This window comes from Cryobacterium sp. W22_MBD10_FK3 (genome assembly GCF_052113745.1).
Lineage (GTDB): Bacteria > Actinomycetota > Actinomycetes > Actinomycetales > Microbacteriaceae > Cryobacterium.
The window spans coordinates 115,383-136,890 of the sequence record NZ_JBGQOH010000001.1 but is presented as its reverse complement, the minus strand read 5'-3'; the positions used below and the strand labels follow the sequence as shown (position 1 = coordinate 136,890).

Here is a 21,508-nt window from a genome sequence, read left to right as displayed (position 1 = left end):
TCCGGGGCCGGCAGCCGGCCGACTCACGTCTGCGGGGTGCGCACTCCGCCGACAATGCCGGACCTACCCGACGAGGTCCGTCAGGCGCGGCTGGCCTCTACCCACTGGGCCAGCTTCGCGGTGCCGGCGCCGGAATCGATGGCCCGCGCCGCGACGGCCAGCTTGGCCCTGAACCGGTCCAGGATGCTGATCTGAGACTGCGCAGGGTCGTGCGCGAGGTCGTAGGCGACAAGGCCCGCCGCGGCGTTCAGGAGCACGATGTCCCGCACCGGGCCGTGTTCGCCGGCCAGCACCGAGTGCACCACCGACGCGTTGTGTTCGGGCGAACCCCCGACCAACTGGCTCATCTTCGAACGCGGGATCCCGAGGTCGCGCGGATCGATGTCGTGCTCGGTCACCAGCCCCCTGGAGACCTCCCAGACGTGGCTGTGTCCGGTGGTGGTCAGCTCGTCCAGACCGTCGTCACCGCGGAAGACCAGCGCCGAAGCGCCGCGGGTCTGGAAGACACCGACGAACAGAGGAACCCTCTCGAGGTTGGCGACGCCGACCGCGGAGGCCTCCGGCCTGGCCGGATTGACGAGCGGGCCCAGGAAATTGAACACCGTGGGAATGCCGAGCTCCCCGCGGACCGCGGCGGCGTGCCGGAAACCGGGGTGGAACGCCGCCGCGTAGGCGAAGGTGATGCCGGTGGCAGCCAGGATCGACGCCACGACGTCGGCCGACAGGGTCAGGTCGATCCCCAACGCAGCCAGCACATCCGACGAACCCGACGCGGAGCTGGCCGCCCGGTTGCCGTGCTTGATCACGGGCACGCCGGCAGCAGCGCACACTATCGAGGCCATCGTCGAGACGTTGACGGTGCCGAAACGATCGCCGCCGGTACCGACGATGTCCAGCCCCATCGAGTTGACGTTGAGGGGAACCGCGTGGTCGAGGATCGCATCCCGGAAACCCACGATCTCATCGACTGTCTCCCCCTTGGCGCGCAGGGCCACCAGGAATCCGGCCAGCTGGGCCGGCGACGCCTCGCCGAGCATGATTTGTTCCATGCTCCACGCCGCATCGGCGACGCTCAGGTCCTCCCCGCGCAGGAGGGAATCAAGAATGGCGGGCCAGGACTGGGATTCGAGCATGTTCCCAGCTTAAGCGTCAGGCTCCCCCGCCCGGCAATTCCGGCCCCGTCAGCCTCTGGTTGGGGGTGCCAGATCCCAAATTAGGGTCTTATGGCACTTCACCTTGAGAAAAACCTGTGGAGGAATCGGTCATAATGGAATAGTGACGACGACCTCAATGACTCCCCGGGCGACCATCCCCGTAGTGAACCGGCCCAACAGCGTGGCGGTTGGCACCATTGTCTGGCTGGGCAGTGAGGTCATGTTCTTCGCTGGCCTCTTCGCCATCTACTTCACGCTGCGCTCCACCGCTCCGGAGCTCTGGCTGTTCGAGACTGAAAAGCACAACTTCGTCTTCGCCCTGGTGAACACGCTGATCCTGGTGTCTTCCTCGATCACCTGCCAGTTCGGCGTTTTCGCCGCTGAGCGCCTCCAGTCCCGGTCGACGGGGTGGAAGCCCAGTCAGTGGGGCATGGTCGAGTGGTTCTTCCTCACCTACGCCCTTGGCGCGATCTTCGTGTCCGGCCAGGTGCTCGAGTACGCGACCCTGGTCTCTGAAGGTGTCACGCTGGCGTCGAACGCCTACGGCTCCGCGTTCTACCTGACCACCGGGTTCCACGGCATCCACGTGACCGCCGGGCTCATCGCCTTCCTCCTCGTGATCGGCCGCGGATTCGCGGTCAAGAACTTCGGTCACAAGGAAGCCACCAGCGCCATCGTGGTCTCGTACTACTGGCACTTCGTCGACGTCGTCTGGATCGGGCTCTTCCTGGTCATCTACGTTCTTAAATAACAAGCAGGAGCGGACACACTCAGTATGCCCAGGACTCAGAAACCTACCAACGGCCGCGCACGTCGCACCGGCCGGCGCAGCCCGCTCGCGAGCGTCGCCCTGATCGCGATCGGCCTGCTCTTCACCGGTGGCGCCTACGCGATGATCAGCACAGGCACCGCCACCGCTCAAACCGAATCCGCGTCCGCGCAGACCGTCAGCGAGGGCGAGAAGCTCTTCGCCGCGAACTGCGCCACCTGCCACGGCCTCAGCGCCGACGGCACCGGCAGCGGTCCCAGCCTGATCGGCGTCGGCGCCGCGTCAGTCGACTTCCAGGTCGGCACCGGACGCATGCCCATGCAGGCCAACGGCCCGCAGGCAATCGTCAAGCCGGTTCAGTTCACCGAGGAGCAGACCGAGGCCCTCGTCGCCTACGTCGCTTCCCTGGCACCCGGCCCCGCCCAGCCCGAAGCCGAGTACCTCGACGCCGCCGGCGACGCTGCCGCCGGTGCTGAGTTGTTCCGCATCAACTGCGCCATGTGCCACAACGTCGCCGGCGCCGGCGGCGCGCTCACCGAGGGCAAGTACGCTCCCGCGCTGGACGGCGTCACCCCTGAGCACATCTACGAGGCCATGGTCACCGGCCCGCAGAACATGCCGGTGTTCAACGACATGAACATCTCGCCCGAAGACAAGCGGGATATCATCACCTACCTCAAGTACGTCGAGAACAACCCGTCACCGGGCGGATTCGCACTCGGATCCCTCGGACCGGTGTCCGAAGGCCTCTTCCTTTGGATCTTCGGTTTGGGCGCCATTGTGGCCCTGACCGTGTGGATCGCAGCGAAGTCCAACTGATCGGCATCCGGTTATGACACAGCAACAGCAGATAGCGCCCCCGAAGGAGAACAATGGCCAGCGATGAGACCAGCGGAAAGGACCTGACCGCTGCCGACTCCTCGAGCGTCGAGCACGGCCAGGCCGCCGCAGGCACCTCCGTGGTTGCCCGCGATGCGGTGCAGAACCCCGGCTTGCCTCCGCACCGGCAGCGCGTCACCGATCTTGATCCGCGTGCGGAGAAGCGCGCCGAACGTGCGGTGTACACCCTGTTCTACCTGTCGATCGTCGGCAGCATCTTCGCCATCGCGGCGTACATGATCTTCCCGATCGTCCCCGAAGACCCGGGCTCCGTGCGGCTGAACAACCTGTTCATCGGTATCGGTCTGGCCTTGGCTCTGTTGGCCCTCGGCATCGGCATCGTGCACTGGGGCAAGTCCCTCATGCCCAACACCGAAGGTATCGACCAGCGTCACCCGGTTCGCGGCAGCGACGAGGCCCGCGAGCGTTCGGTGGAGATCTTCCACGAAGTGATCGAGGAATCCGGCCTCGGCCGTCGCACCCTGATCCGCAACACCCTGATCGGTGCCATCGTCGTCTTCCCGCTGCCCGCCGTGGTGCTGTTCCGCGGCCTTGCGCCGCAGGACCAGGATCCCGTCGCGCTGCTCAAGCAGACGATGTGGAAAAAGGGCACCCGCCTGGCCCTGGACCCGTCCGGCGCGCCGATCAAGGCGTCCGACGTCACCCTGGGTTCGTCGTTCGCCGTGATCCCCGAGGGTCTGCAGGACCTGGAGCACGGCCGTCTCGAAGAGAAGGCCAAGTCCGCCGTCATCCTGGTCAGGATGAAGCCGGAGGACCTCAACCAGCTTCCCGAGCGTGCCGGCTGGTCGTATGACGGCATCGTCGCATACTCCAAGATCTGCACGCACGTGGGTTGCCCTGTCGGTCTCTACGAACAGCAGACCCACCACCTGCTCTGCCCCTGCCACCAGTCGCAGTTCGACGTGGCCGACCACGCCAAGGTCATCTTCGGACCGGCCAAGCGTGCCCTCCCCCAGTTGCCCATCGAGGTGGACTCCGAGGGATACCTCATCGCCCAGAGCGATTTCCTTGAACCGGTCGGACCGAGCTTTTGGGAGCGACAGTGAGTACGACAACCAATATGAAACCCGCCGAAACAAAGAAGTCAGGCGGACTGACCGGCGCGGCGGCCAATTACATCGACGAGCGCACGAGTGCCTCCACCCTGGTGAAGGAGCTCGGCCGCAAGATCTTCCCCGACCACTGGTCCTTCATGCTGGGCGAGGTCGCGCTGTACAGCTTCGTCATCATCCTGCTGTCCGGGTCGTTCCTGACCTTCTTCTTCCAGGCGTCGATGGCCGAGGTGCACTACGACGGCTCGTACGTTCCCCTCAAGGGCGTCGAGATGTCCGTGGCCATGGCCTCCTCCCTGGACATCTCCTTCGATGTGCGCGGCGGTCTGTTGATGCGCCAGGTACACCACTGGGCCGCCTTGCTGTTCGTGGCGTCCATCGGCCTGCACATGCTCCGGATCTACTTCACCGGCGCCTTCCGCAAGCCTCGCGAGCTCAACTGGGTGATCGGCTTCGTGCTCTTCATCCTGGCCATGGCCGAGGGCTTCACCGGCTACTCGCTCCCCGACGACCTGCTCTCCGGTAACGGCCTGCGGATCATCGACGGCATGGTCAAGGGCATGCCCGTCGTCGGCACGTGGATCTCCTTCCTCCTCTTCGGCGGAGAGTTCCCCGGCACCGACATCGTCGGGCGGTTGTACTCGTTGCACATCCTGTTGCTGCCGGCGATCATCGTGGCACTCATTGCGATCCACCTGCTCTTCGTCGTCGTGCACAAGCACACCCAGTACCCCGGGGCGGGCCACACGAACGAACGCGTCGTCGGCTACCCGGTGCTGCCCGTCTACGCGGCCAAGGCCGGTGGGTTCTTCTTCATCGTCTTCGGCGTTGTCATGCTGATGGCCTCGTTCTTCACGATCAACCCGATCTGGAACTACGGCCCGTACGACCCGTCACCCGTGTCTGCCGGCACCCAGCCGGACTGGTACATCGGTTTCGCCGACGGGGCCCTGCGCCTGATTCCGCCGGGACTCGAATGGGTCATCTTCGGTCACACCTACTCGTTCAACATCCTGATCCCCCTGGTGGGGCTGGGTCTGTTCATCGTCGTGGTGCTGCTGTACCCGTTCCTCGAGGCCTGGATCACCGGAGACAAGCGCGAACACCACGTGCTGGACCGTCCGCGCAACGCCCCGACCCGAACCGCCATCGGCGCCGCCGGTGTCACGTTCTACGCCGGCCTCTGGGCGGCGGCATCCTCGGACATCATGGCAACGCACTTCAAGCTCACCATGGAGGGTGTCATCCACGCTCTCCAGGCCGTCGTGATCCTGGGTCCGTTCATCGCCTACTTCATCACCAAGCGGGTGTGCCTCGCGTTGCAGAAGAAGGACCGCGAGATCGTGCTGCACGGCTACGAGTCCGGGCGCATCGTTCGCCTCCCCGGTGGCGAGTACATCGAGGTGCACCAGCCCGTCGACGAGTATGAGCGCTGGAAGTTGGTCAGCTACACCGACTACAAGCCTCTCGCCCTCACGCCCAACGCCAAGGGCAAGATCTCGCCCGTGCAGAAGGTCCGTGCCGGGTTGTCCCGCTGGTTCTTCGAGGATCGGATTGCCCCGGTCGGCACCAAGGAAATTGAAGAAAGCCACGGCGATCACCACTGACGTCGTCGGTGACCCGGTTCGGGCACCGCAACCACTCCAGACTCTGTCGGAGTGGCTGCGGTGCCCGAACTGTTTCCTGGACCTGATTCCGGCGGGTGAGCTCGTGCTCGCCTGCGCCGCTGGGCACCGCTTCGACACCAACCGCAGAGGCTACGCGTCCCTCGTCATCGGCTCGCGCAAGCTCATCGGCGACTCCCCCGCCATGCTCGATGCCCGTGACGCCTTCCTGGAGCACGGCTGGTACGCCGACCTCCGTGCGGCGCTCAGCGCCCTGGTGGCCGCCGAATCCCCCCGCCGGGTCATCGATATCGGCTGCGGCACCGGGTACTACCTCCGCGGCGTTCTGAACGCCGTGTCCGCCGCACACATCGCCGAGGCAGGGCCGGACCACGGTGCGGGCGTGCGGGCGCTGGCCATGGATCTGTCCGCCGCCGCTGTCTCGCGCACGGTCAGAGCCGGAGTGGCCGACCGCGGCACCACCACGCAGGGCCTCGTGGCAGATGTGTGGTCACCGCTGCCGGTCAGGGACGCGGCCGCAGACGTTGCCATCAACGTGTTCGCGCCGCGGAACCCGGCCGAGTTCCATCGCATCCTGGCCCCGGGCGCGCTGCTGGCCGTCGTGCTGCCGCACCCGAGCCATCTGCAGGAGTTGCGGGCCGCGGGCCTGGCCCTCGAGGTGCACGCGAATAAGAGCGCCGACCTGGTTGCCAGCCTCGGCTCCGGCTTCGACCTGGAATCGACCCAGGATCTGGCCCGCGTGCTGCCGCTGTCCCCCGTCGACATTGCCGCTCTCATCGGCATGGGACCGTCTTCACACCATGCCGCTCAGGCGGATGCTGACCAGCCGGGGGCGTCCACCCCGGTCACCGTGGCGTTCCGTCTACTCGGCTTCCGGCGCACCGGCGCCTGACACAGTCACGGCCGGGGCACACGACGAAGCGCCAGTGACCGTGGGTCACTGGCGCTTCGTTCGTGCGGTGGAGGCCTAGCGGGCGAACAAGCCCCGGTAGTACTCGTAGACCCACCCGACGAGGCTGATCACTCCGATGCCGACGGCGATGAAGGAGATCCAGAATCCCACGGCGAGTCCGAGGAAGAGCAGAGCGGCGCTGGCCGCGAGCATGATCGGCCACCAGCTCCACGGGCTGAAGAAGCCCAGCTCGGGGTCGCCGTCATCGATGTTCGCATCGAGCATGTCCTCGGGCAGTTCCCCGCCCTGCGCCTTGTAGACGCGGGAGAGGTAGAACCCGATGAAGGCCACGAGCAGAGCGCAGAGGGCGATGGCGAAGGTTCCCACCCATTCGATGCGGCCCTGAAGCGGATCGACGAGGCCCCAGACGACGTAGGCGACAGCCACGACCGCCAGGAAGACCGTGAGGATCCAGTAGAGGTTGATATTGGCTTTCATCTACTTGACCTTTTCCGATCCGGCATCGTACGTGGGGGCATCCGGGGCATCTTTTGCCGGTCCGATTCCGACGGGCATGCCGACCTCGGGGTGGTTCAGGTCGAAGGCCGGCCGCTCGGAGCGGATGCGCGGGATCGACGTGAAGTTGTGCCTCGGCGGCGGGCAGGACGTGGCCCATTCCAGTGAGGCACCGTAGCCCCACGGGTCGTTGACCGTGACCTTGGGAGCATTCCGCGCCGTGATGTACACGTTCAGGAAGAACGGGATCATCGAGACGGCCAGGATCATCGATCCGACGGTGGACAGCTGGTTCATCCAGGTGAAGCCGTCGTCGGGCAGGTAAGACGCGTACCGGCGGGGCATGCCCACCACGCCGAGCCAGTGCTGCACGAGGAACGTGGTGTGGAAGCCGATGAAGAGCAGCCAGAAGTGCCACTTGCCCAGGCGTTCGTTGAGCATCTTGCCTGTCCACTTGGGCCACCAGAAGTAGAACCCGCTGAACATGGCGAAGACCACGGTACCGAAGACCACATAGTGGAAGTGGGCGACCACGAAATAGGTGTCCGACACGTGGAAGTCCAGCGGCGGCGATGCCAGGATGACCCCGGTCAGGCCACCGAAGGTGAACGTGATGAGGAAGCCGATGGCCCAGAGCATGGGGGTCTCGAAGGTGAGGGAGCCGCGCCACATGGTGCCGATCCAGTTGAAGATCTTCACGCCGGTCGGAACCGCGATCAGCATCGTCATGAGGGAGAAGAACGGCAACAGGACGGAACCGGTGACGTACATGTGGTGCGCCCACACGGTCACTGACAGCGCCGCGATCGAGATGGTGGCGTAGATCAGGGTCTTGTATCCGAAGATCGGCTTGCGGCTGAAGACCGGGAAGACCTCGGAGACGATGCCGAAGAACGGCAGGGCGATGATGTACACCTCGGGGTGGCCGAAGAACCAGAACAGGTGCTGCCAGAGGATGGCGCCACCGTTGGCCGGGTCGTAGATGTGCGAGAGGAAGATCCGGTCGCTGGCCGCGGCGAGCATGGCGGCCGCGAGAACCGGGAACGCCATCAGGATCAGCAGCGAGGTCACCAGGGTGTTCCAGGTGAAGATCGGCATCCGGAACATCGTCATGCCGGGTGCGCGCATCGTGACGATGGTGGTGATGAAGTTCACGCCACCGAGGATGGTGCCGAAGCCGGACAGGCCGAGTCCCACCATCCAGAGGTTGCCGCCGATCCCCGGCGAGAACGTTGTGCTCGCCAACGGTTGATAGGCGAACCAGCCGAAGGATGCCGCGCCCTGCGGGGTGAGGAAGCCACCGACCGCGATGAGGCTGCCGAAGAAGAAGAGCCAGAAGGAGAACGCGTTCAGCCGCGGGAAGGCGACGTCGGGAGCGCCGATCTGGAGCGGCATCAGGGCGTTGGCGAAACCGAAGAACAACGGCGTGGCGAACATCAGCAGCATGATCGTGCCGTGCATGGTGAACAGCTGGTTGTACTGCTCCTTGGTCTGCACGATTTGCAGGCCGGGCTCGAAGAGCTGGGCGCGCATGACGAGCGCCATCACTCCGCCGAGGCAGAAGTAGATGAACGACGTGATCAGGTACATGTACCCGATGACCTTGTGGTCGGTGGAGGTGATCCACCGAACGACGATGTTGCCCTTGCGGTCGACGCCAGTCGGCCTCGCGGGAGCAGCGGGGGCGGCCGGGGAGCCGGCGGGAGCGGTTGTCGTGCTCATGGTCTAGTTGCCTTCCTCAGCCGTCGGGGCATCGGTGCCTGGGAGATTCAAGTTGCGGTCGTATTCGTTGGAGACCTGACCGTCGTTGCCTGCGGCACGCAGGGAGTCGACATACGTCTCGTAGTCGGCCTCAGAGACGACCTCGACGTTGAACAGCATCAGCGAGTGGTACTCGCCGCACAGCTCGGCGCACTTGCCGGCGTACGTTCCGATGCGCTCGGGGATGACCGACATGTAGTTGGTCTTGCCGGGAATCATGTCTTTCTTGTAGAGGAAGTCGATGACCCAGAAGGAGTGGATGACGTCGCGCGCCTCCAGGGCGATTTCGATCTTCTTGCCGACCGGAAGCACGAGGGTCGGGATCTCGGACTCGACCAGCGCGCCCTTCTCCCCCTCGAGGTCGGGCTGTCCCTGGATGCCCTGGGTGAATACGTCGTCGGTGACGTAGTTGAAGTCCCAGGCCCACTGCTTGCCGATCACTTCGATCTGCACGTCGGGCTCGTCGAACCGGGCCTCGATGGCATTCTGGTCGCGTGCGGTGAAGGCGAAGAAGCCCAGCACCAGGATGAGGGGCACGATCGTGTAGAAGATCTCGATGGGCATGTTGTAGCGCAGCTGCACCGGCAGGCCGGTCTGGCCCTTGCGGCGTCGGTAGACGACAACGGCCCAGATGGTGAGGCCCCAGGTGATGAGTCCGACGATCAGCAGCACGATCCACGAGGTGGTCCAGAGACCGGACACCCGCTCGGTGTTGTTGGTTACCGGGGACTCGCCCTCCTCGAAACCGGGCAGGTACCCGTTGAGTTGGGCCTGGGTGCATCCGGCCAGGACAATGGCAAGCGTTGCTGCGACCGGAATGACGGCCCATCGGAGACGGCGGTTTTTGAGCACCGGTGACCTTTCGGGGAGACGTGAGGGCACTACACAGGAAGTGCGTTTATCATCTCTAGCCTACTCCGCGCCGGTCCCGCCCGAGTGCACGATCGACGGACCCGTCGCTATTCTGGACCCCCATCTGGGCGTGCCAACAGGGTCGAAGGGCCTGTTCCGAGCGATTTCCGGGGCAAAGATCCGGTCGCACCGGCAGCGGACGGCAGCACAAAAAAGTGAGCAGGGGGCCCATCCGTGGATGGCCCCCTGCTCGCGATCGTGTGAATCGACCGCCTAGTGGAACGAGTCCCCGCAGGCGCAGCTGCCGCCCGCGTTGGGGTTGTCGATGGTGAAGCCCTGCTTCTGGATGGTGTCCTCGAAGTCGATCGAGGCACCCTCCAGGTACGGGACGCTCATCTTGTCGACGACGACCTCGACACCGTCGTAGTCCATGACGGCGTCACCATCGAGCGTGCGCTCGTCGAAGTAGAGCTGGTAGATCAGGCCGGAGCAGCCACCGGGCTGCACGGCGACCCGCAGACGCAGATCTTCACGGCCCTCCTGCGTGAGCAGGCTGCGTACCTTCTGGGCGGCGACATCGGTGAGGCCGACGCCATGGGCAGAGGTGCTGGTTTCGATCGTGTCGGTCATGGTACTCCTCGGTATTATCCGGTTTCGCGTCGGTGAGCGTCCCACGCGCATGGGGTTCGGCCGGCGAATCTGTCTCTAGTGTATCCGCCAGACCCGTGAGCGGGCTGGAACTCGGCCGGATCGCCCCCGTCAGTGTCCGGTGCGGTCGTTGAGCTGTCCCAAGAGGAACGCCTCGCTGAGGATGGCCCGCTTGAAGACGCCCAGGTGCAGGGACTCGTTGGGGCTGTGCGCCCGGGAATCCGGATCCTCTACCCCGGTCACCAGAATTTGGGCGTCCGGGAATTCGCGGACCAGGTCGGCGATGAACGGGATGGAGCCGCCAACGCCGATATCGACGGGTTCCACCCCCCACGCCGCGTTCATGGCCTGGCGGGTTTCGGCGATGGCCCACCCACCGGTGTCCACCAGGAACGGCTCCCCGGTGTCGAGGTCGTCGATGGTGATGTGCGCGCCGAACGGGGCGTTGGCGCGCAGGTGCGCCTCGATCACGCCGGCGGCCTGACCGGCGGACTGGCCTGGCGCGATGCGCACGCTGATCTGCACGCTGACCGACGGGGTCAGGGTGTTGGAGGCGTTGGCGACGGACGGTGCGTCGATGCCCGTCACCGTGAGGGCGGGCTGGGACCAGATGCGGCTGAGAATGGAGCCGTGGCCGATCGGGGCGACGCCGTCGAGCAGGCCGGTCTCCTGGCGCAGCGCCGATTCGTCGTACGGCGGAGTGGGAGCGTCGTGGCTGGTGAGACCGTCGATCGCCACTGAGCCGTCGGCGGCGTAGAGGGTGCCAAGCAGCTTGATGGTCGCCATCATCGCATCCGGCACCGCGCCGCCGAACATTCCGGAGTGCGACGCATGCGCCAGCGTGCTGACCGTGAGGCGGAACGTGACGTTGCCGCGTAGTCCGATCGTGATGGCCGGAGTGGAGATGTCCCAGTTGTTCGAGTCCGCCACCACGATGGCGTCGGCCCGCAGGGCATCACGGTTGTCGGTGAGGAAGGACGCGAACGAGCGGCTGCCGAATTCTTCCTCCCCCTCGATGAACAATGCCAGCCCGAGGTCGAGGTCGCCGCCGGTGGCGCTCAGCAGCGCGCGCAGTGCGGCGACGTGCGCCATCACCCCCGCCTTGTCGTCTGCGGCGCCGCGTCCGTACAGGCGGTCGCCCCGAACCGTCGGTTCGAACGGCGGCGAGTCCCACTGCTCGTCCTGTCCGGGCGGCTGCACGTCGTGGTGGGCGTAGAGCAGCACGGTCGGGCGGCCGTTCTTGGCGGCCCTGGTGGCGAGGACGGCCGGCTGGCCGAGCTCGGCCGTGCCGGGGATGCCGGCCTGGGTCACCGTGACGGAGTCGAAAATGCCGATCTCCCGCACGAGCGCGGCGACGGCCCGTGCGCTGGTGGCTACGTGCTCCGGGTCGAACGCCGCCCAGGAGACCGAGGGGATCTTCACCAGGGCACAGAGGTCGGCGACGGTGCGTGGGAGCTCCTGTTCCACCGCATTCCGCAGTGCCGATTGGAGCGTGTCGCCGGCTGCTTGCTGGGTGGTTCCTGGTGCTGTATCCGCGGTATCCGTCATGCGAGTAATCTTAAGGCAACCTAACTGCAAGGAACTGATGTGGCCAAGCAACCTGTAAATCCCGGCGCAGAACCGTCGATCGAGTCCGCTGACGAGACGAAGGCACGTCTGGCCGGAGCGCCGACGGGCAAGGGCCAGCCGACGCCGAGCCGACGCGTTCAGGAGGCCGCGAACAAGCGTCCTCTGGTGCCGGACGACCGCAAGCTCGCCGCCAAGCAGGCCCGCGCGAAATCGGCGGAGGCCCGCGAGAAGGCGCGTCTGGGCATGGCGGCCGGTGAGGACAAATACCTCCCGTCGCGGGAACGCGGACCGCAGAAGCGCTTCGCCCGCGACTACATCGACGCCCGGTTCAACGTGGGTGAGTTCATGATCCCGGTGATGTTCCTCGTCATCCTGCTCACGTTCTTCCCTGACCCGTCGGTGCAGACGTACGGCATCCTGGCGCTCTGGGCGTTCTTCCTCGTCGCGATCGTCGACTGCATCATCCTCGGCTTCATCCTGACCAAGAAGATCGAGGCCAAGTTCGGTGAGGACCGTGCCGAGAAGGTGCGCTGGTACGCGGCCATGCGGGCCCTCCAGCTGCGGGTCATGCGCCTGCCGAAGCCGCAGGTCAAGCGCGGTCAGTACCCGGCCTGATCCGCCACCTGACACAAACCCCTCGGAGCCTGCTCCGAGGGGTTTGTGCTGCCAGGGCGGATCAGCGCCGGTAGGCGCCCAACCGGATCACCGGAACACGCAGTTCCTCGTCGGTCAGTGACCCGTGCTGGCCGATCATGCTGCGCGCCGACTGGTTCGGCTCCCGCGAGTCGTAGTAGGCGACCAGCTTCCGTGCCGCCACGATGACGTCACCGATCCGGTCCAGTGCCTCGGGGCGCACCGTGCCGAACAGCCCTGCGGCCACGGCCTCGGCCCTGGTGAAGATCCAGGCCCGCTCCCCCTCGACCGCGCGCCAGGCCTCGGCCAGCGCGTCGGCGTCGACGCCGGTCTCGGTGTAGAGCTGCAGACAGCGCGGGTCACCGCCGATGTGCCGCACCCCGGAGACGAGGGCGGGAACTGTATCGAAGAGAACCTGCTTGGCACCGGGAACATCCACGACGCCGTGATCGGCGGTGAGGAGCATCCCTTCGTCGTGCCGCAGGGTGGCGTTGAAGCGGTTGGTTTCAGCGTCGAGGCTCTCCAGCTGAGCAAGCCACCGCCCGGACTCCCAGCCATGGGCATGCGCGCTGATGTCCAGTTCGGGCACGTACAGGTAGATCAGGGCCCGGGGATGGGCATCGAAGAGCGCCCGCGCCGCGGCGAAGCGTGCGCCGACGGTCTCGGCCGGTTCGTAGGTCGCGCCGCGCAGCACCGCCTGGCTGAAGCCCGATTCCGTGAACCGCTTGGGTCCCACGGCGAAGCTGGGGATCCCGGTCTCTCCGGCCCGTTCGAAGACCGTCGGCTGGTTCTGCCAGCGGGTCGGCTCCATCCGCTCGTCCCAGCCGGTGAGCTGGTTGACGACCCGGTCGTTCTGGGCGTCGAGCACCCTGTAGCCGACCAGCCCGTGGGTTCCCGGCGCGACACCTGTGGTCAGCGAGGCGATGCCCGCCGCTGTCGTGGCCGGGAACACCCCATCGACGACGTCGGTCTTGGCCAGGTGAGCGGTGAGGAACCTGGCGTGCCCGGCGCGAGCGCGCAGACTGCTCACGCCCAAACCGTCCGCGAGGACCACGATGGCCTTGCCTGCCGGTGGGAGGCCGAGCGGGTTGGGCTGCGCATCCAGCGACGCCAGGGAACTTGTCAACACGTCGGCAAGGCGAACGGCGCTGAAGGGCCGGACCGGTAACATAGGGGGCATCTGGCCCAGTCTGACATAGACCCGGCCTCAGGTTTCCTAGGCGCAGGTCCGTGCGCATCAGCCTGGTGCAACCGGTTCTGCCGGCACGCACCACAGAGCAGAATCTACGAATGAGCCGCTCAGAGAACACAGTGTCAGCCAAAACGGGGACCACCATGTCCACCGAGCGCATCGAAGACGTCGATGTGTCGACGGAGATGCAGGGCTCGTTCCTCGAATACGCCTACTCGGTGATCTACTCGCGGGCCCTCCCCGACGCCAGGGACGGCCTCAAGCCGGTGCAACGCCGCATTCTCTACCAGATGAGCGAGATGGGCCTTCGGCCGGACCGCGGCCACGTCAAGTCGGCGCGCGTCGTGGGCGAGGTGATGGGCAAGCTGCACCCGCACGGCGACACCGCCATCTACGACGCGATGGTGCGCATGGCGCAGGCCTTCACCCTGCGCGTGCCGCTGATCGACGGGCACGGCAACTTCGGTTCGCTCGACGACGGACCCGCCGCACCCCGGTACACCGAGGCCCGCCTCGCGGCGCCGGCCCTGGCCATGACCGAGCACCTCGACGAGGACGTCGTCGACTTCGTGCCCAACTACGACAACCAGCTCACCCAGCCGGACGTCCTGCCGGCCGCGTACCCCAACCTGCTCGTGAACGGCGCCAGCGGGATCGCCGTGGGCATGGCCACGAACATGGCTCCGCACAACCTCGTCGAGGTCATCGGGGCGGCCAGGCACCTTCTCGCCCACCCGCGCGCGACCCTCGACGAACTCATGGAATTCGTGCCCGGCCCCGACCTGCCCACCGGCGGCACCATCGTGGGCCTGGCCGGCATCAAGGACGCCTACCTGACCGGGCGCGGCAGCTTCAAGACCCGGGCGAAGGTCACCGTCGAAGCGATCACGGCCCGCAAGGCCGGCCTGGTGGTCAGCGAACTGCCCTACCTCGTGGGCCCCGAACGGGTGATCGAGAAGATCAAGGACGGCGTCAACTCCAAGAAGCTCAGCGGCATCTCGGATGTCACCGACCTCACCGACCGCACCAAGGGGCTGCGCCTGGTGATCGGGATCAAGACCGGTTTCAGCCCCGAGGCGGTTCTCGAACAGCTGTACAGGGTGACGCCGCTGGAGGACTCCTTCAACATCAACGCCGTCGCCCTCGTCGACGGCGGGCCCCAGACGCTGGGCCTGGTCGAATTGCTGCAGGTGTATGTCAACCACCGCATCGAGGTCGTCACCCGGCGGACCTCGTACCGGCTGGCCCGACGGCTGGAACGGTTGCACCTGGTGGAGGGGCTGCTCATCGCCATCCTCGACATCGACGAGGTCATCCAGGTGATCCGCGCCAGTGACGACACCGAGCAGGCACGCACCCGACTCATCGACGTCTTCGACCTCAGCCAGCTGCAGGCGGAGTACATCCTCGAGCTGCGGCTGCGCCGGCTCACCAGGTTCTCCCGCATCGAACTCGAGACCGAGCGCGACCAGCTGCTCGCCGAGATCAAGGAACTCCAGGCCCTGCTCGCCAGCAAGCAGGCCATCCGCAGCCTGGTCTCCAGCGAGCTCGCCGCCGTCTCCGACCGGTTCGGCACCCCGCGACGCACGTTGCTCACCGAGGCCCGCCCGAGCATCGCCGGCGCATCCGCCCGGAAGACCGCCGTGCTGGAAGTGACGGACTCCCCCACCAGGGTCTACCTGAGTACCACCGGCCGAATCGCCAGGGTCGACCTCCCCAAGCCCGGCGACGAGCAGGCCGAACGCATCACCCCCGCGCACCGCCGCACCAAGCACGACGCGGTCCGGTCCGTGCTGGACACCTCCAGCCGCACGGAGATCGGCGCGGTGACCAACCGCGGCCGGCTCATCCGCTTCTCCCCCGTCGATCTGCCCGTGCTGCCGCCCACCTCGATCCAGCTGGCGGCAGGCGTGCGCGTGCGCGACTACCTCTCGTTGGGCAGCGGCGGCGAGGTCGTCATCGCCCTGGTGTCGCTGACCGGAGACCGGGCGATCGCGCTCGGCACCCGGCAGGGCGTCGTCAAGCGGGTCACCCCGAACGACTGGGCGAACAAGCCCGATTTCGAGATCATCGCCCTCAAGGCCGGAGATGAGGTCGTCGGAGCCGTGCAGGGTGCCGAGGAGGACGAGCTGGTCTTCGTCGCGTCCGATGCCCAGCTGCTGCGCTTCCCCGCCACGTCGGTGCGCCAGCAGGGCCGGACGGCCGGCGGGATGGCGGGAATCAAGCTCGGCGAAGATGCCCGCGTGGTGTTCTTCACCAGTCTCGCGCCCGCTGACGCCGACGACGCGGTCGTGGCGACCATCGCCGCCGGAAGCCAGACCCTGCCGGGAACGGACCCGGGCAGCGCCAAGCTCTCGGCGTTCACCGAGTTCCCCGCCAAGGGGCGAGCCACCGGTGGGGTCCGCTCGCACAGGTTCCTCAAGGGCGAAGACGTGATCGCCGTGGCTTGGGTGGGTGCCGCGTCCGCTCGCGCACTGGGCGTCGAGGGCACGCCCCGCACGCTGCCGGAATCCGGCGCACGCCGAGACGCCTCCGGCACGATGCTGGACGCCGTGATCGGTTCGATCGGCTCCGGGATCGGGTGACCCGCCGGGTCTCCGCGCGGGCGAGGGCAGTAGGGTGAGGCATGCCTGAACTCCGCGGCTCCACCATCCTCGTCGTCGGTGCCACCGGTGGCCTCGGCAGGGAAATCGCTCGCCAACTCTCCGATGCCGGCGCGACGCTGGTGCTCAGCGGCCGGGATCCCGCCGCATTGGCCGCATTGGGCGTGCCGGGTGCGATCGTCGCCGGCGAGCTCACCGACCCGGCCAGCATCCGTCGTCTGGTCGAAGTGGCGGCGACGGTGACCGGGCACCTGGACGGGGTCGTGGTGGCAGCCGGTGTCGTCGCGTTCGGGCCGGCGGCGGAACTCACCCCTGACATCATTGCCCTGCTCTTCGCGGTGAACACCACCGCGCCGATGCTGCTGCTGCAGGCCGCCCACGGGCCGCTGGCGGCGTCGGCGCTCGCGGGTCGGTCGCCCTTCCTGCTCACCCTCAGCGGTGTGGTGAGCGAGAGCCCGACGGCCAACCTCGCGGCATATTCAGCGTCGAAGGCCGCCCTGGCTGCCTTCGGTGCGGCGGCCGGCCGGGAACTGCGCCGCACCGGCATCCGGGTCGTCGACGCCAGGCCCGGACACACCGAGACGGCGCTCTCCTCACATCCGATCAGCGGCACCGCGCCGACGCTGCCCGTGGGCCTGGACCCTGTATTCGTGTGCGCCCGGATCGTGCAAGGGCTCGCCGACGGTGAGCGGGACCTGCCCAGCACCGCATTCGCGGTTCCAGCGCCGAGCTGACCTGCCGCTCCCCCGCCGGCCGGCGAAGCGTTGTTCAGACGTCGATGCGGTCGCGGCTGAGTTTGTCCGAGCTTTCGATGATGAACTCCTTGCGCGGCGCGACGTCGTTCCCCATCAACAGTTCGAACACCTTCCCCGCCATTTCGGCGTCGGCCACCTGGACGCGGCGCAGGGTGCGGTGGGCGCGCTCCATGGTCGTTGTCGCCAATTGGTCGGCATCCATCTCGCCCAGTCCCTTGTAGCGCTGGATCGGGTCCTGGTAGCGCTTCCCGCTTTTCTTCAGGGCGGCGAGCACGGCCTGCAACTCGGTTTCGGAGTACGTGTAGATGGTTTCGTTGGGCTTGCTGCCGGGGTTCATCACGACGACACGGTGCAGTGGGGGCACGGCGGCGAAGATCCGCCCGGCCTCGATCATGGGGCGCATGTAGCGGAAGAACAGCGTGAGCAGCAGGGTGCGGATGTGCGCGCCGTCGACGTCGGCGTCGCTCATGATGATGACCTTGCCGTAGCGGGCGGCGGAGAGGTCGAAGCTGCGGCCGGACCCGGCGCCGAGGACCTGGATGATCGACGCGCACTCGAGGTTGGAGAGCATGTCGGAGACCGAGGCCTTCTGCACGTTGAGGATCTTGCCCCTGATGGGCAGCAACGCCTGGTGCTCGCTGTCCCTGGCCAGCTTCGCGGTGCCGAGCGCGGAGTCGCCCTCCACGATGAACAGCTCGCTGAGCGCCACGTCGTTGCTGCGGCAGTCCACCAGCTTGGCGGGCAGGGACGAGCTCTCCAGCGCATTCTTACGACGTTGGGTCTCTTTGTGGGCCCGCGCGGAGATGCGCGACTTCATTTCGGCCACGATCTTGTCGAGCACCACGGCCGACTGGGTCTTGTCGTCCCGTTTGGTGGAGGTGAACCGTTCGGTCATGGTCTTCTGGATCACCGCGGCGACGATGGCGCGCACCGCCGGGGTGCCGAGGACCTCCTTGGTCTGGCCCTCAAACTGCGGTTCGGGCAGCCGCACCGTGAGCACGGCGGTGAGCCCGGCGAGGATGTCGTCCTTCTCGAGCTTGTCCGAGCCGGCCTTGAGGCGCCGGGCGTTCTGCTCCACCTGCGCTCGCAGGAACTTGAGCATGCCGGCGTCGAACCCGGCCTGGTGGGTGCCGCCCTTGGGGGTGGCGATGATGTTGACGAAACTCTTGATCACGGTGTCGTAGCCGGTGCCCCAGCGCAGGGCGATGTCGACCTGGCACTCACGCACGAGCTCGGTGGGGATCATGGCACCGGTGTCGGTGAGCACGGGCACTGTCTCGGTGAAACTGCCCGCACCGGTGAGGCGCCAGGTGTCGGTGATCGGCGTGTCGACCGCGAGGTGGTCGACGAATTCGGAGATACCACCGGCGAAGGTGAAGGACTCCGCGACCGGCTCGTCGCTTCGCCTGTCGTCGATGTTGATGGTGAGGCCCGGAATCAGGAAGGCCGTCTGGCGGGCCCGTCCCATCAGGTCTTCGGTCTGGAAGGCGGCGCCCTTGGTGAAGATCTGGCGGTCCGCCCAGTAGCGGATCCGCGTACCGGTGACGCCCTTGCGCACCTTGCCGACCACACGCAGTTCGCTCTTGTTCTCGAACGGGGTGAACGGTGCGTCAGGGCTCTTCTCGCCGGTGTCGGCGAAGATGCCGGGTTCGCCCCGGTGGAAGGACATCGCCCAGGTCTTGCCGTCCCGGTCGACCTCGACGTCCAGACGCTCCGACAGGGCGTTCACCACCGACGCGCCGACGCCGTGCAGGCCGCCCGATGCCGCATACGACCCGCTGCCGAACTTCCCGCCCGCGTGCAGCTTGGTGAACACGACCTCGACACCGGACAGACCGGTCTTCGGTTCGATGTCGACGGGGATGCCTCGCGCCGTGTCGCTGACCTCTACGCTCTCGTCGGCATGGAGGACGATGCCGATCGACGTGCCGTGCCCGCTGAGCGCCTCGTCGACAGAGTTGTCGATGATCTCCCAGAGGCAGTGCATGAGCCCGCGGGAGTCGGTCGATCCGATGTACATGCCGGGGCGTTTGCGCACCGCGTCGAGGCCTTCGAGGACCGAGAGGTGGCGGGCGGAATAGTCAGAACTCACAACGGTTAAGAATAGTGACCCGGACGCGTCCCGCTCCGATCGACACTCGCGCGGGAGCCCAATGCCCCGGGTCCGCCGCGCGAATGCTACGCGGTGAGCGAAATGTCACCCAACTGTGGCCCAATCGGGGCTCAGCCGTGTTTACATGGTCAGTAAGGATTCAATTGGTATCACCTGGTATCAGTCTGGAGGAGGAGAATATGTCCCAGATCGCCACCGAAAATGGTGCAGTCGACCAACAGGGCGCCCCCCACCAGCTCACCGCGGCCGACCGCTGCGACGCTTGTGGCGCTCAGGCCTACATTCGTGTAGTCGTGAACAACAGCGAGCTGCTCTTCTGCGCCCACCACGGACGCAAGCACCAAGAGAAGCTCGCCGCTATCGCCGAAAGCTGGCACGACGAGTCGAGCCGACTCTTCGAAGACCAGAAGTCCTAAAACGTCGATCGGCGCCGCAGTCAGCTGCGGCGCCGAACGCATCCGGTCGGAGTTATTCCGCCGTGAGCCCGAGCCGCACTGCAACCTGGTTGCGTGCGGCTTTTGCTATGCCGTCGACGCTCGCGGTCTGTGTGGAACCAGCCGGGGTCAGTCCCCTGGCGGTGCAGGCCAGGTCGAGCAGCAGGTCCGCGAGGTGAGGATTGCGGGCCAGAACCGGTCCGTGCAGGTGGGTGCCGATGAAGCTGCCGTGACGCACCCCCTCGGTTCCGTCTCCGTTTCCGGTGCCGTAGGACACCACGCCCAGCGATGCCGTCGCGCCGGAGTATCCCCGCCGGTGGTTCTCGAAACCGGACAGCCGCTGGCCGGCGGCGTCGACGACGAGGTCGTCGGCGACCCGGTCGGGCAGGAGACCCGCGCGGCCCGGCACGAGGCCGAGACCGGCGAGAGATGAACCGTCGGCCAGGTCGAGCCCGGCGCTGAGCAGCTCCCAGCCGGTGCCGACCGCCAGGATGGGCACTCCCCCGCCCAGCCAGCCACGGAGCGCATCGGCCAGGGCGGAGAGGGCGTCGCGGGCGGCCGTGAGAGAGGTGTCCGTTCCCGAACCGATCACCACGAGGTCGACGACCGCGGGCAGATCGGCCACGGAGTGCACGGGCACGATGCGGGCGCTCAGCCCGGCCCAGCGGGCACGCTGAGCGAGGACTCGGGCGTTCGCCGCGTCCCCGTTCGTGTCCAGCAGCAACGGGACCAGGGTGACGATGGTGAGGTCTGCCGGGTGGTCAACAGTCATGACGGGTCCGCTTCGTTGGATTCCAGGCCGAGATGAGCCCGGGTGCGCCGCATCGAGTCGGCCGAGAAGATGATCGTCTTGACGCCGTGAGCGGGTTCCGGGAGCGCCAGGAAGTCGTCCAGCGCCCGGCCGAGGTCGGCTTCGACGCGATCGACGAGTACTCCGTCGTACCGAAGCTGCAATGCTATGTCGTGCGCCTTCGACCCCGAGGCGATCAGGACATGGCCGAGGCGGGAGGTGTCGGCCGGCCAGAGGTAGGACGGGTCGCGCACGTCGGAGCCGACGGCGACGAGGATCTGCTCGGTGTCCGGGTCAAGGCTGTCCACGTTCAACTGCAGGCTGGCCGGGTTCTGCACCAGCACGAACTCCACAGTGGTGCCGCGCACCGAGACGACCTCGCCGCGACCGAAGACCGGCGGGATGCTCGAGATGGCGGCGACAGCGACGGCGGGGTCGAACCTGTCCTGCAGGGCAGCTCTGGCGGCGGCGAGAGCGGTGATCGCATCCACCGCATAGTGGGTCCCTCGGGCGGGCAGGCGCAGCTCGTGCACCCGGCCGTCCACCAGGACCGTCGCGTCCAGTCCGCTGACCCGGGTCAGCACCATGCCGTCGGCAGCATCGAGCCGGGTCGGCGCCGTCAGGGTGTAGCCCAGGCCGCGCGGGTTGGCGGCCAGGACCTCGTCGGAGACACCGTAGCGGTTGACCGTGACGCCGTGGGCGATCCCCTCGCCCAGCCTGGCCAGGTAGAGGTCGTCGGCGTTCAGAACCACGGAGCCGGTGGCGCGCAGGGCGATCTTGGCCAGCATCGCCGCGACCATGTCGGAGTCGTGGAAGCGGTCGATCTGGTCGACCATCACGTTGGTCAGCACGACGACCCGGGGGTTGAGCTTGGCGGAGATCAGAGCGCCGTGGCCCTCGTCCATTTCCAGCACCGCGATGTCACCCTCGATGCGGCCGGTCAGGCTGACCTGCTCCAGCAGCGCAGAGGTGAGCCCCTGGCTGATGTTCGCCGTGGACTGGTTGGTGAAGACCGACACGCCGGAGGCGCGCAACGCCGCCACCAGCATTTTGGTGGTGGTGGACTTGCCGGCCGAGCCCGTGACGATCACGAGGCCGCCGGGAAAACCGTTCAGGGTGCGGGGCAGGAACCCCGGCGCGATGGTGTTGACCACCAGGCCGGGGACCGCTGACCCGCCACCGGGCTTACGCAGACGCGCAAGGGTGCGCGCGACCCTGCCGAGCAGGATCGCCGGCGCATACCGCACTGG

19 protein-coding genes are annotated in these 21,508 nt (G+C 66.8%); 9 read left to right on the top strand and 10 right to left on the bottom strand.

All coding sequences use genetic code 11. From position 1 onward, the window contains the following. Positions 1 to 80: 80 nt before the first annotated feature. Positions 81 to 1,133, bottom strand: coding sequence for an anthranilate phosphoribosyltransferase (gene trpD / locus ACEN2M_RS00625; RefSeq protein ID WP_441646208.1), 1,053 nt, complete (start codon positions 1,131 to 1,133; stop codon positions 81 to 83). Between the two features lie 157 nt (positions 1,134 to 1,290). Here trpD and ctaE point away from each other — a divergent pair, with 157 nt between their 5' ends. The 5 genes from ctaE to ACEN2M_RS00600 are packed head-to-tail and all read left to right on the top strand — an operon-like array spanning position 1,291 to position 6,392. Next, positions 1,291 to 1,905, top strand: coding sequence for an aa3-type cytochrome oxidase subunit III (gene ctaE / locus ACEN2M_RS00620; protein ID WP_441646605.1), 615 nt, complete (start codon positions 1,291 to 1,293; stop codon positions 1,903 to 1,905). 24 nt (positions 1,906 to 1,929) lie between these two features. Beyond that, entirely contained in the window at positions 1,930 to 2,742 is an 813-nt protein-coding gene (gene qcrC / locus ACEN2M_RS00615) for a cytochrome bc1 complex diheme cytochrome c subunit (protein WP_441646207.1), read from the top strand. A 53-nt stretch (positions 2,743 to 2,795) separates the two neighbouring features. Continuing rightward, positions 2,796 to 3,869, top strand: coding sequence for a cytochrome bc1 complex Rieske iron-sulfur subunit (qcrA, locus tag ACEN2M_RS00610; protein WP_441646206.1), 1,074 nt, complete (start codon positions 2,796 to 2,798; stop codon positions 3,867 to 3,869). Between the two features lie 14 nt (positions 3,870 to 3,883). Further along, a complete protein-coding gene (gene qcrB / locus ACEN2M_RS00605; RefSeq protein ID WP_441646604.1) occupies positions 3,884 to 5,482 on the top strand; it encodes a cytochrome bc1 complex cytochrome b subunit in 1,599 nt (532 codons plus the stop codon). Next, positions 5,454 to 6,392 carry a methyltransferase domain-containing protein gene (locus ACEN2M_RS00600; protein ID WP_441646205.1) on the top strand — a complete coding sequence of 313 codons (939 nt, stop codon included), beginning with the start codon at positions 5,454 to 5,456 and terminating at the stop codon, positions 6,390 to 6,392. The genes qcrB and ACEN2M_RS00600 overlap by 29 nt, the downstream gene beginning before the upstream one ends. 75 nt (positions 6,393 to 6,467) lie before the next feature. On the opposite strand, the gene ctaF is transcribed toward ACEN2M_RS00600, so the two are convergent. From ctaF to ACEN2M_RS00575, 5 genes are all read right to left on the bottom strand, one after another. Further along, the gene (gene ctaF / locus ACEN2M_RS00595) at positions 6,468 to 6,890 is read right to left on the bottom strand and encodes an aa3-type cytochrome oxidase subunit IV (RefSeq protein WP_441646204.1); all 423 of its coding nucleotides are present in this window, start codon (positions 6,888 to 6,890) and stop codon (positions 6,468 to 6,470) included. Further along, on the bottom strand, positions 6,891 to 8,630 hold the full coding sequence (ctaD, locus tag ACEN2M_RS00590; RefSeq protein ID WP_441646203.1) for an aa3-type cytochrome oxidase subunit I: 1,740 nt from the start codon (positions 8,628 to 8,630) through the stop codon (positions 6,891 to 6,893). Positions 8,631 to 8,633: 3 nt separating this feature from the next. Further along, complete coding sequence (ctaC, locus tag ACEN2M_RS00585; RefSeq protein ID WP_441646202.1) at positions 8,634 to 9,521, bottom strand: aa3-type cytochrome oxidase subunit II; 888 nt, start codon at positions 9,519 to 9,521, stop codon at positions 8,634 to 8,636. Positions 9,522 to 9,794: 273 nt separating this feature from the next. After that, a complete protein-coding gene (erpA, locus tag ACEN2M_RS00580; protein ID WP_441646201.1) occupies positions 9,795 to 10,151 on the bottom strand; it encodes an iron-sulfur cluster insertion protein ErpA in 357 nt (118 codons plus the stop codon). A 129-nt stretch (positions 10,152 to 10,280) separates the two neighbouring features. Then, positions 10,281 to 11,717, bottom strand: coding sequence for a dipeptidase (locus tag ACEN2M_RS00575; RefSeq protein WP_441646200.1), 1,437 nt, complete (start codon positions 11,715 to 11,717; stop codon positions 10,281 to 10,283). Between the two features lie 39 nt (positions 11,718 to 11,756). Between ACEN2M_RS00575 and ACEN2M_RS00570 the strand changes: the two genes are divergently transcribed. After that, on the top strand, positions 11,757 to 12,353 hold the full coding sequence (locus tag ACEN2M_RS00570) for a DUF3043 domain-containing protein (RefSeq protein WP_441646199.1): 597 nt from the start codon (positions 11,757 to 11,759) through the stop codon (positions 12,351 to 12,353). 61 nt (positions 12,354 to 12,414) lie between these two features. Here the strand turns inward: ACEN2M_RS00570 and ACEN2M_RS00565 are convergent, their stop codons facing one another. Then, on the bottom strand, positions 12,415 to 13,500 hold the full coding sequence (locus ACEN2M_RS00565) for an alkaline phosphatase family protein (RefSeq protein ID WP_441646198.1): 1,086 nt from the start codon (positions 13,498 to 13,500) through the stop codon (positions 12,415 to 12,417). Positions 13,501 to 13,661: 161 nt separating this feature from the next. On the opposite strand from ACEN2M_RS00565, the gene ACEN2M_RS00560 reads away from it, so the two are divergent. Together ACEN2M_RS00560 and ACEN2M_RS00555 are read left to right on the top strand one after the other, a co-directional pair. After that, positions 13,662 to 16,148, top strand: coding sequence for a DNA gyrase/topoisomerase IV subunit A (locus ACEN2M_RS00560; RefSeq protein ID WP_441646197.1), 2,487 nt, complete (start codon positions 13,662 to 13,664; stop codon positions 16,146 to 16,148). Positions 16,149 to 16,189: 41 nt separating this feature from the next. Further along, positions 16,190 to 16,900 (top strand): SDR family NAD(P)-dependent oxidoreductase, encoded by a 711-nt coding sequence (locus ACEN2M_RS00555; protein WP_441646196.1) that lies wholly within the window; start codon positions 16,190 to 16,192, stop codon positions 16,898 to 16,900. Positions 16,901 to 16,934: 34 nt separating this feature from the next. Here the strand turns inward: ACEN2M_RS00555 and ACEN2M_RS00550 are convergent, their stop codons facing one another. Beyond that, complete coding sequence (locus tag ACEN2M_RS00550; protein ID WP_441646195.1) at positions 16,935 to 19,013, bottom strand: DNA gyrase/topoisomerase IV subunit B; 2,079 nt, start codon at positions 19,011 to 19,013, stop codon at positions 16,935 to 16,937. Between the two features lie 200 nt (positions 19,014 to 19,213). Here ACEN2M_RS00550 and ACEN2M_RS00545 point away from each other — a divergent pair, with 200 nt between their 5' ends. Continuing rightward, entirely contained in the window at positions 19,214 to 19,450 is a 237-nt protein-coding gene (locus ACEN2M_RS00545; RefSeq protein ID WP_066595309.1) for a DUF7455 domain-containing protein, read from the top strand. Between the two features lie 52 nt (positions 19,451 to 19,502). Here the strand turns inward: ACEN2M_RS00545 and ACEN2M_RS00540 are convergent, their stop codons facing one another. Together ACEN2M_RS00540 and ACEN2M_RS00535 are read right to left on the bottom strand one after the other, a co-directional pair. Next, complete coding sequence (locus ACEN2M_RS00540; RefSeq protein WP_441646194.1) at positions 19,503 to 20,240, bottom strand: type 1 glutamine amidotransferase; 738 nt, start codon at positions 20,238 to 20,240, stop codon at positions 19,503 to 19,505. Beyond that, complete coding sequence (locus ACEN2M_RS00535) at positions 20,237 to 21,505, bottom strand: MurT ligase domain-containing protein (protein WP_441646193.1); 1,269 nt, start codon at positions 21,503 to 21,505, stop codon at positions 20,237 to 20,239. Before ACEN2M_RS00535 ends, ACEN2M_RS00540 begins: the two co-directional genes overlap by 4 nt. Positions 21,506 to 21,508: the final 3 nt, after the last annotated feature.